General features: G+C 69.5%; 10 protein-coding genes. 6 read left to right on the forward strand and 4 right to left on the reverse strand.

Going from position 1 to position 12,142, the window contains the following annotated elements:
- Positions 1–43: 43 nt before the first annotated feature.
- Positions 44–1,300 carry an MFS transporter gene (locus tag AC6LJ9_RS15795; protein ID WP_498148294.1) on the reverse strand — a complete coding sequence of 419 codons (1,257 nt, stop codon included), beginning with the start codon at positions 1,298–1,300 and terminating at the stop codon, positions 44–46.
- A 208-nt stretch (positions 1,301–1,508) separates the two neighbouring features.
- On the opposite strand from AC6LJ9_RS15795, the gene AC6LJ9_RS15800 reads away from it, so the two are divergent.
- Entirely contained in the window at positions 1,509–2,315 is an 807-nt protein-coding gene (locus AC6LJ9_RS15800; protein WP_498148295.1) for an AraC family transcriptional regulator, read from the forward strand.
- A gap of 217 nt (positions 2,316–2,532) precedes the next feature.
- On the forward strand, positions 2,533–5,172 hold the full coding sequence (locus AC6LJ9_RS15805) for a penicillin-binding protein 1A (protein WP_498148296.1): 2,640 nt from the start codon (positions 2,533–2,535) through the stop codon (positions 5,170–5,172).
- A gap of 68 nt (positions 5,173–5,240) precedes the next feature.
- Here the strand turns inward: AC6LJ9_RS15805 and AC6LJ9_RS15810 are convergent, their stop codons facing one another.
- Entirely contained in the window at positions 5,241–5,978 is a 738-nt protein-coding gene (locus AC6LJ9_RS15810) for a metallophosphoesterase (RefSeq protein ID WP_212321503.1), read from the reverse strand.
- Between the two features lie 267 nt (positions 5,979–6,245).
- Between AC6LJ9_RS15810 and AC6LJ9_RS15815 the strand changes: the two genes are divergently transcribed.
- Positions 6,246–7,421 (forward strand): PepSY-associated TM helix domain-containing protein, encoded by a 1,176-nt coding sequence (locus AC6LJ9_RS15815; RefSeq protein ID WP_498148297.1) that lies wholly within the window; start codon positions 6,246–6,248, stop codon positions 7,419–7,421.
- Complete coding sequence (locus AC6LJ9_RS15820; RefSeq protein ID WP_498148298.1) at positions 7,418–7,603, forward strand: hypothetical protein; 186 nt, start codon at positions 7,418–7,420, stop codon at positions 7,601–7,603. Before AC6LJ9_RS15815 ends, AC6LJ9_RS15820 begins: the two co-directional genes overlap by 4 nt.
- A 52-nt stretch (positions 7,604–7,655) precedes the next feature.
- Here AC6LJ9_RS15820 and AC6LJ9_RS15825 read toward each other — a convergent pair whose 3' ends face one another.
- Positions 7,656–8,483 (reverse strand): aldo/keto reductase, encoded by an 828-nt coding sequence (locus AC6LJ9_RS15825; protein ID WP_498148299.1) that lies wholly within the window; start codon positions 8,481–8,483, stop codon positions 7,656–7,658.
- 293 nt (positions 8,484–8,776) lie between these two features.
- On the opposite strand from AC6LJ9_RS15825, the gene AC6LJ9_RS15830 reads away from it, so the two are divergent.
- Entirely contained in the window at positions 8,777–10,570 is a 1,794-nt protein-coding gene (locus AC6LJ9_RS15830; RefSeq protein ID WP_498148300.1) for an ABCB family ABC transporter ATP-binding protein/permease, read from the forward strand.
- Between the two features lie 53 nt (positions 10,571–10,623).
- Positions 10,624–11,007, forward strand: a complete 384-nt coding sequence (locus AC6LJ9_RS15835; protein ID WP_103273842.1) for a Rieske (2Fe-2S) protein — start codon at positions 10,624–10,626, stop codon at positions 11,005–11,007.
- 87 nt (positions 11,008–11,094) lie between these two features.
- Here the strand turns inward: AC6LJ9_RS15835 and AC6LJ9_RS15840 are convergent, their stop codons facing one another.
- Complete coding sequence (locus AC6LJ9_RS15840; RefSeq protein WP_498148301.1) at positions 11,095–12,084, reverse strand: bile acid:sodium symporter family protein; 990 nt, start codon at positions 12,082–12,084, stop codon at positions 11,095–11,097.
- Positions 12,085–12,142: the final 58 nt, after the last annotated feature.

Below are 12,142 nucleotides of genomic sequence, written 5' to 3' on the forward strand. Positions count from 1 at the left end.
GGCCCGGGCCGCAAGGACCCGGGCCCGCTCGCGGCAACGTCTCTCAGGCGCGCTTGCCGCCCATCTTCGGCAGCAGGATCGCCACCACGCCCAGCAGCGGCAGGTAGGCGCAGACCTGGTAGACATAGCCGATGCTGGTGGCGTCGGCCAGCCGGCCCAGCGCGGCCGCGCCCAGCCCGCCCATGCCGAACGACAGGCCGAAGAACAGGCCCGCGATCATGCCGACCTTGCCCGGCACCAGCTCCTGCGCATAGACCACGATGGCCGAGAAGGCCGAGGCCAGCACCGCGCCGATGATCACCACCAGCACCGCCGTCCAGAACAGGTTGGCGTGCGGCAGCATCAGCGTGAATGGCGCCACGCCCAGGATCGACACCCAGATCACGATCTTGCGGCCGATGCGGTCGCCCACCGGACCGCCCACCACCGTGCCCACGGCCACGGCCGCCAGGAACAGGAACAGGTATAGCTGCGCCTCGCGCGTCGACAGGCCGAACTTGTCGATCAGGTAGAAGGTGAAATAGCTGTTCAGGCTGGCCAGGTAGAAATACTTGGAGAACACCAGCACGCCCAGCACCGCCAGCGCCGCCAGCACGCGCTTGCGCGGCAGCTCCACCGCCGCGCCGTCGCGCCGCGCGCGCGGCTTCAGGCGGGCGCGGTTGGCGCTGTACCAGCGGCCAATGCCGGTCAGCACAACGATGCCGAACAGCGCCGCCAGCGAGAACCAAGCCACGCTGCGCTGCCCGTGCGGAATGATGAACAGCGCCGCCAGCAGCGGCCCCAGCGCCGAGCCGACGTTGCCGCCAACCTGGAACAGCGATTGCGCCAGGCCGTGGCGTCCGCCCGAGGCCATGCGCGCCACGCGCGAGGACTCGGGATGGAACACCGACGAGCCGGTGCCCACCAGCACCGCCGCCACCAGCAGCCAGCCAAAGGTCGGCGCCACCGACAGCAGCAGCAGGCCGGCCAACGTGAAGCCCATCCCCACCGGCAGCGAATACGGCTTGGGGTGGCGGTCGGTGTACAGCCCGATGAAGGGCTGCAACAGCGAGGCGGCCAGCTGGTAGACCAGCGTGATCAGGCCGATCTGCGAGAACGACAGGCTGAATCCTTCCTTGAGCATCGGATAGATGGCCAGCAGGATGGACTGGATCATGTCGTTCATCAGGTGCGCCACGCTGATCGCGCCCAGCACCTTGAAGGCGGTGGAAGCGTCCTGCGCGGCGGTGTCGCGCGCGGGGCCGGGCGCCGCGACTGGGGCGGGCTCGGCGGCGACGGCGGGATTCTGGGCAGCGTTCATGTCTGGGCGGTCAGGAATCTGAAAAGGCGGGTCTGGAAAAACGGGACGTGGACGGCGAGGCCGGCCGCGCTTGCGCAAGCGCCGGCCTCTGCTTGCCAGTGTAGGAAGGTTGATCGGGAGCGATCTGCCAATTTTCGTCGGGAAAGTGACAAAATAGGCGTTTTGCACCTGAGCCAGGGTGCTTATCACCCGCCTCGAAGTGACAGACATGGCCACCCGCCGCCCCGCTCCCGACCCCGCCCGCAGCATCGATGCCCAGGACTACCAGGATCGTCCGCGCGCGGTCACGGCCATGGCCAAGGATTTCCCCGCCGGCGCCCGCACCGGCGCGCACACGCATCCGCGCGCCCAGCTGCTGTACGCGGTCGAGGGCGTGATGCGGGTCAGCACGCCCAGCGGCTTCTGGGCGCTGCCGCCGCTGCGCGCGCTGTGGGTGCCGTCCGGCGTGCCGCACGAGGTCGAGATGGTGGGCGCGGTGTCGATGCGCTCGCTCTATGTTCGCGCCGACGCCGCCAGCGCCTATTGGCCCGAATGCCAGGTGATCGAGGTCGGCGGCCTGCTGCGCGAACTGATCCTGGCGCTGACCGCCGAGCCGATCGACTATCCCGAGGAAGGCCGCGCGGGCCAGATCGCCGCGCTGGTGCAATCGGAGCTGGCCGCCGCGCGCGTGGTGCCCTTCCAGATCCCCTGGCCGCGCGACCGCCGGCTGCAGGCCATCTGCGCCGCCATCCTGGACCAGCCGGGCCTGTCGCGCAGCATCGAGGACTGGGGCGACGAGGTCGGCGCCAGCGCGCGCACGCTGATCCGCCTGTTCCAGTCCGAGCTGGGCCTGAATTACCGCCAGTGGGTGCAGCAGCTGCGGCTGGCCGACGCGGTCTGCCGGCTGGCGCTGGGCGAGCCGGTCGCGCGCGTCGCGGCCAGCCTGGGCTACCGCAGCGCCAGCGCCTTCACCGCCATGTTCCGGCGCGCGCTCGGCGCCCCGCCGCAACGCTATCTGCCGGCTCAGCCCGCATGAGGCCACGCGCGTCCGGCGCGCGGCGAATTTCAGCGCCGCTTAAGCCTGTCCCCGGAAGGATCGGCGACAATAGCGCCCGGACGCACCGGCGCCGCGGCCCCGCGGCCAGCCCGCAAGCGCGCCCCACTCCGTCCCCGACCGGCCCGGCCATGTCTGGTTACCGAAACCAATTCGCCGCAAAGCCGGTCTATCGCGTTACGCCCTAGAATCGCCAGCAATGAGCAATCCCCAGCATTCTTCCGACGCCCCTCGCGGCAAACGGCGCTTCTCCTGGAAGCCCTTCCTGATCAAGACCGGCGTCGCCGTGGCCGGCGCCGGCGTCTGCGCCGCCGTGCTGCTCGGCATGGCGCTGGCGCTGGCCTGGCCCAGCCTGCCCGACCTGCACGCCATGACCGATTACCGGCCGCGCGTGCCGCTGCGCATCTACACGGCCGACAAGGTCCTGATCGGCGAATACGGCGAAGAACACCGCAACGTGCTGCGCTTCGATGAAATTCCCGAAGTCATGCGCAATGCCGTGCTGTCGGCCGAGGACGACCGTTTCTACCGCCACGGCGGCGTGGACTGGATGGGCGTGGCGCGCGCGATCCTGACCAACGTGGTCAAGGGCTCCAAGAGCCAGGGCGGCAGCACCATCACCATGCAGGTGGCGCGCAACTTCTACCTGTCGTCGGAAAAGACCTACTCGCGCAAGTTCTACGAGCTGCTGCTGACCTTCAAGATCGAGTCCGAACTCAGCAAGGACGAGATCCTGGCGCTCTACATGAACCAGATCTACCTGGGCCACCGCGCCTACGGCTTCGCGGCCGCCTCGCGCACCTACCTGGGCAAGCCGCTGTCGGACGTCACGCCGGCCGAGGCCGCCATGCTGGCCGGCATTCCCAAGGCGCCGTCACGCTTCAATCCCATCACCAATTTCCCGCGCGCCGAGATCCGCCAGCACTATGTGCTGAACCGCATGAAGGCGCTGGGCTACCTGACGCCCGAACAGACCGAGGAAGCCTTCAAGCAGCGCGTGATCGTGCGCGGCACCGAAGGCGCCAGCCCGCGCGGCTTCGCCATCCACGGCGACTATCCGGCCGAGCTGGCGCGCCAGCTGATGTACGGCGTGTTCCAGGAACAGACCTACTCCAAGGGCATCGACGTCTACACCACGATCGACTCCAAGGCGCAGGAAGCCGCCTACCGCGCGGTGCGCGACGGCGTGCTGGACTACACCCGCCGCTCGGTCTATCCCGGCCCCGAGGACCAGATCGACCTGCCCGACGGCGTCGAGAAGGACGCCCAGGCGCTGGACGACATCCTGGACGGCGTGCAGGAAAAGACGCCGGACAGCGAGGACCTGCTGGCCGCCGTGGTGCTGACCGCCAGCCCGACGGAAGTGACCGTGGCCCGCAGCGCGCGCGACATCATCACGATCTCCGACAAGAAGGCGCTGGCCGTGGTGGCGCGCGCGCTCAACCCCAAGGCGTCCGACAGCCAGCGGCTGCGGCGCGGCTCGGTGGTCTACATCCACAAGGCCGGCGACGGCTGGGAGATCATCAACATGCCGGCGCTGCAGGCGGCGCTGGTGTCGATGGCGCCGCAGGACGGCGCGATCCGCGCCATGATCGGCGGCTTCGACTACAACCGTGGCACCTTCAACCGCGCCACCCAGGCCTGGCGCCAGCCGGGCTCGAACATCAAGCCCTTCGTCTACGCGGCGGCGCTGGAGCGCGGCCTGACGCCGGCCACCCAGATCTCGGACCAGCCCTTCATGCTGACCGCCGAGCAGACCGGTTCCAAGGCCTGGTCGCCCAAGAACGACGGCAACCGCTACGAGCCCATGCTGACCCTGCGCCAGGGCCTGATGCGCTCGAAGAACATGGTGTCGATCCGCATCCTGCAGGCCATCGGCCCGCAATACGCGCAGGACTACCTGACCCGCTTCGGCTTCGACAAGGCGCGCTGGCCGGCGGTGCTGCCGCTGGCGCTGGGCGCGGGCGGCGCCACGCCGCTGCAGGTCGTCAACGGCTACAGCGTGTTCGCCAACGGCGGCTACCGCGTCACGCCCTTCCTGATCGACCGCGTCACCGACCGCTCGGGCCATGTGCTGATGCAGGCCCAGCCCGTGGTCGCCGGCGACGCCGCCGCGCGCGCGATCGACCCGCGCACCGCCTGGGTCATGGACGGCATCCTGCGCGACGCCGCCACCAGCGGCACCGGCGCGCGCGCGCACCAGCAGCTCAAGCGCAACGACGTGGGCGGCAAGACCGGCACCACCAACGAGGCCGTCGACGTCTGGTTCTCGGGCTTCACGCCCACGCTGGCCACCACCGTCTGGATGGGTTTCGACCAGCCGCGCTCGCTGGGCACGAACGAATTCGGCAGCGGCCTGGCCCTGAGCACCTGGCTGGACTACATGCAGCCCGTGCTCAAGGGCGTGCCTGAAAGCAAGCCCGCGCCGCGCCCGGACGGCCTGCTGGTGGACAACGGCGAGTTCTATTTCAGTGAATTCCCGCCCGGCCAGGCGGTGGCCTCGCTGGACCTGTCCTCGGGCGATGCGCTGACCGATTTCCTCAACAACAACCGCTCCACCGGCGGCGTCGACAACACGGTGCGTCCGCTGTCCACGCCGGGCGCGGCGCTGCCTGGCGCGGGTCAGCCCGGCGCGGGACCGGCCGCCGCCGGACAGCCCGCCATCGCCCAGCCGGACCAGGCGCAGCCGCAAGGCCTGCCGGCCCAGGCGCCGGTGGCCCAGCCGCTGCCCGTGCCGACGCCCGGCGCGGTGCCGGGCCGCGCGCAAGGCCAGCCCCCGGGCCAGGCCCCCGCGGGCGGCGACCCCGCCTTCCCGCCCATTCCCGTGCCGCGCGTGTAAGTCGACGCGGCGCCGGGTCTGGCCCGGCGCCCGCTGTCCTGCCTATATGAAGCCGTCTTGAAGAGGAATCAGGCCGGATCCTGGCCCGCCTCGTCGTCCGCCGACTCGGGCTCGGTCACCATGGCGCGCGGCCAGGCCTGCAGCGATTCCAGGTCCAGGAAGGTGAAGTAACCATCCTTCCAGCCCTCGGTGTCGATGTGATAGACGTTGCCCAGCAGCAGCGGCTCGGCCACGGGCGTATGCCCCGCCACCACGGCGCGCACGCCGAGCACGCCGGCGCGGTCCACCAGGCGCAGGCGGTCGCGCGACCACTGGCAGACCGCGCTGGTGCGCTTGTAGCGGTCGCGCAGCGCCTCTTCCAGGCGCGGCCAGAACAGCACCGGGCAGTCCGCGTGCACCAGCCCCACCGCCCCGTCGCGCGTTTCCACCTCGATCGCCACGGGCAAGGCCTCGAAGGCCTGCGCGTACACGCGCTGCCGCTCCTCGGGCAGGTCCAGGAACCAGCCGCCGCCATAGCCGCGCCAGTTCATCTGGTCCACCTTGCCGCTGCGGACGTGGCGGATCGCGTAGTCCTCGTGATTGCCCTGCACCGCGTGGAACCAGGGCTGCTCCAGCCATTCCAGCACCTGCTCGTTCTCCGGTCCCCGGTCCACCAGGTCGCCCACCGAGAACAACCGGTCGCGCGCCGGATCGAAGCCCAGCCGGTCCAGGCTCTGGCGCAGGCGGGAAAAATGCCCGTGCACGTCGCCCACCGCGAAGTCGCGGCCGGAGGCATTGCGGGGGATTCTGAGGAAAGACTGCTGCATGGTGTTCCAGGGTGGCGGACAGGCACGGGCCCGGCCAATGACGGCTGGCGGACGCCGTCCACACGGCGCCGCCAAGCTTACTTTTTAACCCGCTTTGGAACCGCGCGCTGACGGACGCCGGCTCGCCCGCGACAGGCGCGGGCCGGCAAATGGCTGGCGTCACACAAAACTCTACGAGAATAGCTATTATTCGTGATACTGTTCCGCTTCCAACCCACCGACACACCCGAGGGCCGCGCTTGCGGCCCTCCGCCGTCCTCCCTTCCCATGGCCTCCGCCTCCACCATCAAAACCTGGTATGTGGTCCACAAATGGACCAGCCTGATCTGTACGGCGTTCCTGCTGATCATCTGTCTGACCGGCCTGCCGCTGGTGTTCCACCACGAGATCGAGCATTGGCTGGATGACGGCAAGCCCTTGTCGGACGTGCCCGCCGGCACGCCGCGCGCCAACTTCGACAAGCTGGTGGCCCAGGCCCGCTCGATGTACCCCGCCGAAGTGGTCGACTACCTGTCCTTCGATCCGGACGAGCCGCAGGCCTTCGTCGGCATGGCCAGGAAGCCGGGCGACGGCCTGGCCTCCGGCCACGCGGTGCGCATGGACGCGCGCACCGGCGACGTGCTGCTGGACGGTCCGCTCTACTCGCAGGACCGCTTTTCCTTCATGGGGATCATGCTCTCGCTGCACGTGGACCTGTTCGCCAGCCTGCCGGGCGAGCTGTTCCTGGGCTTCATGGGCCTGCTGTTCTGCGTGGCCATCGTGTCGGGCGTGGTGCTGTATGGCCCGTTCATGAAGAAACTCGAGTTCGGCACGGTGCGCGCCTCGCGCTCGACCCGGCTCAAATGGCTGGACCTGCACAACCTGCTGGGCATCGTCACGCTGGTCTGGGCCTTCGTGGTGGGACTGACGGGCGTGGTCAACGAGCTGTCCACGCCGCTGTTCCGCCTGTGGCAGTCCACCGAGCTGGTCGGCATCCTGGAGCCCTACAAGGGCCAGGGCATCCCGGCCGAGCTGGCCTCGGTGCAGGCTGCGGCCGACACCGCGCGCCAGGCCATGCCCGGCACCGAGATTTCCTTCATCGCCTTTCCCGGCAACGCCTACGGCAGCCCCCACCACTACCTGGTGTGGATGCGCGGCGACACCCCGCTCACCTCGCGCCTGAACACGCCGGTGCTGGTGGACGGCGCGACCGGCGCGCTCACCACCGTGGCCCGCATGCCCTGGTACCTGACCGCGCTGGAGCTGTCGCGCCCGCTGCATTTCGGCGACTACGGCGGCATGCCGCTGAAGATCATCTGGGCCTTGCTCGACCTGATCACCATCGTGGTGCTGGTCAGCGGCCTGTACCTGTGGCTGGCGCGGCGCCGCGCCACCGAGGCGCGCATCGCCGACCTGATGCGCAAGCACGAAGCGGCGGCCGCCGCGCAAAGGACGCCCGCATGAGCAAGCAGAACCGCGGTTTCATGTTCGTCTGGGGCGCGCCCATCGTGCTGGGCCTGCTCAGCGTGTTCGGCCTGCTGGCCGCCTTGCTGGGCACCGGCGGCTGGCACTGGGCCTCGTGGACGGCGCTGGCCATCCTGCTGGGCGTGATCGTGCGCTACTGGGCCTTCCCGCTGGAACGCTGACGCGCGTTCCCGCCCGCGCAGCCGCGCCCGGCCCAGGCCGGGCGCGCATCGCTCATTTGCCGAAGCGCTCCGGATCCGGTCCCAGGCGCGCGCCCTCGACGATGCCGTCGATGGCGTCCATGTCGGCCCGCGACAGCTCGAAATCGAACACGTCGATGTTCTCGCGTATGCGCGCCGGCGTGACCGACTTCGGAATCACGATCAGGTCGCTCTGCAGGTGCCAGCGCAGCGTGACCTGCGCCGGCGTCTTGCCATGCTTGCGCGCCAGTTCCAGGATCACCTTTTCCTGCACCGCCTTGCCCTGGGCCAGCGGGCTCCAGGATTCCGTGGCGATGCCGTGGCGCTCATGGAAGGCACGCAGCTCGCGCTGCGCGAATCCGGGGTGCAGCTCGATCTGGTTCACCGCCGGCGTCACGCCGGAATCCTTGATCAGCCGGGTCAGGTTGGCCTCGGTGAAGTTCGACACGCCGATCGAGCGTGCGCGACCGTCCTGCTTCATCTCGACCATCGCGCGCCAGGCTTCCAGGAACTTGTCGCTGCCGGCCACCGGCCAGTGAATCAGGTACAGGTCGACATAGGCCAGGCCCAGCTTGCGCAGGCTCTCGTCCATCGCCGCGTGGGCGTCGTCGTAGCCGTGCTTGTCGTTCCACAGCTTGGTGGTGACGAACAGATCCTTGCGAGCGACGCCGGCCGCGCGCAGCCCCGCGCCCACGCCTTCCTCGTTCTGGTAGATCCCGGCCGTGTCCACGGACCGGTAGCCGGCGGCAAGCGCTTCCTTGACGCTGACGGCGGCCTGCTCGTCCGGCACTTGCCACACGCCCAGGCCCAACTGCGGAATCCTGTTCCCGTCGTTCAATTTGACTGCGGGTACTTTCGACATAAACCCCTCCATGATTCGCGGCGCCGCCTTGGCGGTCCGGCCGCGCGACCAGGAACCGCAGCCGGGCGGAGCCCCTGGTCTGTAACACAAGGAATGCGGGCCCGTCGCGCTGCGCCCGCGGTGCGATGCTGGATCGCGATGCCCTGGAATAGCAGTCCGATTCCAGGGTTTTCAGGCAGATAATAGCGCCGCTGTCCGATAATGGCGCCCAAAACCCGGCCGCCGCGAGTCGGCCGGCGCCGCGCTGGCGGGTCCGCCCCGCCTCTCGCGCCCACCACCTATTCCATCTGCTCATGCCTGCCACTCCCACGCGGCCCCAGGGCCGCAACGGCTCTTCCACCCTGCGCACCCTGTTCCCCTATCTATGGCCGCCCGGACGCCCCGGCCTGAAGGCGCGCGTGGTCATCGCCCTGCTCTGTCTGTTCGCGGCCAAGGCCGCGACCGTGTACGTGCCGGTGCTGTACAAGCACGCGGTCGACGCGCTGGGCCAGGGCGCGCCCGGCGCGGTCGCGGTGCCGCTGGGCCTGATCCTGGCCTACGGCGGGGCGCGGGTGCTGTCGCTGATCTTCTCCGAACTGCGCGACGCCATCTTCGCCCGCGTCGGCCAGCACGCCATCCGCGCGGTCGGGCTGCAGATCTTCCGCCACCTGCACGGGCTGGCGCTGCGCTTTCACCTGGCGCGCCAGACCGGCGGGCTGAACCGCGCCATCGAACGCGGCACCAAGGGCATCCAGACACTGCTGTCCTTCCTGCTGTTCAACATCCTGCCCACGTTCTTCGAGATCGGGCTGGTCTGCCTGGTGCTGTGGCGCATGTTCGACGGCTGGCTGGCGCTGGCCACCGGCGCCACGGTCACGCTGTACATCGCGTACACGCTGCTGGTCACCGAATGGCGCGCCAAGTTCCGCCGCCAGATGAACGAGACCGACTCCGAGGCCAACACCAAGGCCATCGAAAGCCTGCTGAACTACGAGACGGTCAAGTACTTCGGCAACGAGGAGCACGAAGCGCGGCGCTTCGACGCCTCGCTCAGCCGCTACGAGCGCGCCGCCGTGCGCAGCCAGGTCAGCCTGTCGATCCTGAACATCGGCCAGGCCGCCATCATTTCCGCGGGCCTGACGCTGGTCATGTGGATGGCTGCCCAGGGCATCGCCGAGGGCCGCTACACGCTGGGCGACTTCGTGCTGGTCAACACCTACCTGCTGCAGCTGTATTCGCCGCTCAGCTTCTTCGGCTTCATCTACCGCGAGATCAAGCAGGCCATCATCGACATGGAACGCATGTTCGAGCTGCTGGACCAGGATCGCGAGATCGCCGACCGCCCCGGCGCGCGCGACCTGGCGGTCAGCGGCGCCGAGGTCGAATTCCGCGACGTGCGCTTCGGCTACGACGAGCGCCGGCCGATCCTGAAGGGCGTCAGCTTCCGCATCCCGGCCGGCAAGACCGTGGCTGTGGTCGGCCCGTCGGGCGCGGGCAAGTCCACCATCGCCCGCCTGCTGTTCCGCTTCTACGACGCCGACGCCGGCGCCATCCTGATCGACGGCCAGGACCTGCGCGAAGTCACCCAGCAGAGCGTGCGCGCGGCCATCGGCGTGGTGCCGCAGGACACGGTGCTGTTCAACGACACCATCCGCTACAACATCGGCTACGGCCGCCCCGGCGCCAGCGACGCCGAGATCGAGGCTGCCGCGCGGCTGGCCCATGTGCACGACCTGATCATGGCCATGCCCGACGGCTACGGCACCATGGTGGGCGAACGCGGGCTGAAACTGTCCGGCGGCGAGAAGCAGCGCGTGGCCATCGCCCGCACCCTGCTCAAGAACCCGGCGGTATTCCTGTTCGACGAGGCCACCAGCGCGCTGGACACCCACACCGAGCGCGAGATCCAGGCCAACCTGCGCGAAGTCAGCCAGGGCCGCAGCACGCTCATCATCGCGCACCGGCTGTCGACCGTGGCCGACGCCGACGAGATCATCGTGCTGGCCGACGGCCTGGTGGTCGAGCGCGGCCGCCACCAGGAACTGCTGGCGCGCGACGGCATCTACGCCGGCATGTGGGCGCGGCAGCTGCGCAGCCCGGCGGATTGACAAGCCCGCCCCCACTATCCGAAGATCGCCCCCTTTGAATCCAAGGCCCCGCCATGCAGGAATCCCCCGCCGCCCCCGAAGTCCTCGTCTGTAGCGCCGCCGACCTGGTGAACGGCGGCCTGGGCGTGAAAGTGCCGGTGCACGATGCCGCCGGCCAGACCACGGCCTTCTTCGTGCGCTACCAGGACCGCGTGCACGGCTACCTGAACCGCTGCGCCCACGTGGGCGTGGAACTGGACTGGGAAGGCAGCTTCTTCACCCGCGCGGGCGACCTCATCATGTGCGCGCGCCACGGCGCCACCTACCAGCCCGACACCGGCCTGTGCGTGGGCGGCCCCTGCAAGAACGGCCGCCTCACGGCGCTGGACGTGCAGGAACGCGACGGCGCGGTCTACTGGCGTCCCGCCGGCAAGATCCGCCCGCTGGACGCCGCCTGAGCGCGGGCCGTCCCCCGCCGCCGGACGGCCACGCCAGTCCCAGGCTCGAGCGCCGGACAGCAATGCCGGCTCCAGGCCCGGGCCGCGTCAGACCCGGGCCGGAGCCGCATCCCCGGCGGCCGGCGCGTCCCGGTCGGCATAGCGCCGCGCCAGCACCGCGCAGACCATCAGCTGCATCTGGTGGAAGATCATCAGGGGCAGCACCACGATGCCCATCTGCGACGTGCCGAACAGCACCGTCGCCAGCGGAATGCCCGAGGCCAGCGACTTCTTCGAGCCGCAGAACACCAGCGTGATCTCGTTCTCCTTGGACAGGCCCAGCCGGCGTGCGCCCCAGGTGGTGATCAGCAGCACCGCGCCCAGCAATACCGCGTTGACCAGCACCATGGTGGCCAGGTCCAGCGGCGGAAAGGCGTGCCAGATGCCCTGCGCCACCGCTTCGCTGAAGGCGGTGTAGACGGCCAGCAGGATCGAGCTTCGGTCCACCTTGGACAGCACGCGGCTGTTGCGCTGGGCCCAGGCGCCGATCCAGGGCCGCAGCAGGCTGCCCAACGCGAACGGCAGCAGCAATTGCAGCAGGATGCGGCCGGCGTCGGCCAGCCCGTGTCCGCCACCCTGGCGATGCAGCAGCACGGCCACCAGCAGCGGCGTCAGCACCGTGCCCAGCAGGTTGGACGCGGTGGCCGCGCAGATGGCGCCGGGCACGTTGCCGCGCGCCATCGACGTGAAGGCGATGGAGGACTGCACCGTGGACGACAGCGTGCAGACGAACAGCACGCCCAGCCACAGGCCGGGCGTCAGCAGGCCGGGAAACAGCGCCCGCAGTCCCAGGCCCAGCAGCGGGAACAGCACGAAGGTGCAGCCCAGGATCAAGGCATGCAGGCGCAGGTCCTTCACTCCCGCCACGATGGCGTCGGTGGACAGCCGCGCCCCGTGCAGGAAGAACAGCAGCGAGATCGCCACGTTGCTGGCTACCAGCATGAACGACGCCCCCTTGCCCACGGCGGGAAACACGCTGGCCAGGATCACGGTGGCGATCAGCGTGAGGGTGAAGGCATCGGGCAGAAAGCGGCGCATGGCGGAAGTTCCAGGACAGTTCCCGGTCACTATAGGCGCGCCCCTTGCCATCGTGAAG

The organism is Achromobacter sp. 1011811831 (genome assembly GCF_059760905.1).

Bases quoted from the DNA above. Each gene is read 5' to 3' on its own strand.
- AC6LJ9_RS15810 (WP_212321503.1), bottom strand. From the start codon at position 5,978: ATGCAGCAGTCTTTCCTCAGAATCCCCCGCAATGCCTCCGGCCGCGAC.
- AC6LJ9_RS15835 (WP_103273842.1), top strand. From the start codon at position 10,624: ATGCAGGAATCCCCCGCCGCCCCCGAAGTCCTCGTCTGTAGCGCCGCC.
- AC6LJ9_RS15840 (WP_498148301.1), bottom strand. From the start codon at position 12,084: ATGCGCCGCTTTCTGCCCGATGCCTTCACCCTCACGCTGATCGCCACC.
- AC6LJ9_RS15795 (WP_498148294.1), bottom strand. From the start codon at position 1,300: ATGAACGCTGCCCAGAATCCCGCCGTCGCCGCCGAGCCCGCCCCAGTC.
- AC6LJ9_RS15820 (WP_498148298.1), top strand. From the start codon at position 7,418: ATGAGCAAGCAGAACCGCGGTTTCATGTTCGTCTGGGGCGCGCCCATC.
- AC6LJ9_RS15800 (WP_498148295.1), top strand. From the start codon at position 1,509: ATGGCCACCCGCCGCCCCGCTCCCGACCCCGCCCGCAGCATCGATGCC.
- AC6LJ9_RS15825 (WP_498148299.1), bottom strand. From the start codon at position 8,483: ATGTCGAAAGTACCCGCAGTCAAATTGAACGACGGGAACAGGATTCCG.
- AC6LJ9_RS15830 (WP_498148300.1), top strand. From the start codon at position 8,777: ATGCCTGCCACTCCCACGCGGCCCCAGGGCCGCAACGGCTCTTCCACC.
- AC6LJ9_RS15815 (WP_498148297.1), top strand. From the start codon at position 6,246: ATGGCCTCCGCCTCCACCATCAAAACCTGGTATGTGGTCCACAAATGG.
- AC6LJ9_RS15805 (WP_498148296.1), top strand. From the start codon at position 2,533: ATGAGCAATCCCCAGCATTCTTCCGACGCCCCTCGCGGCAAACGGCGC.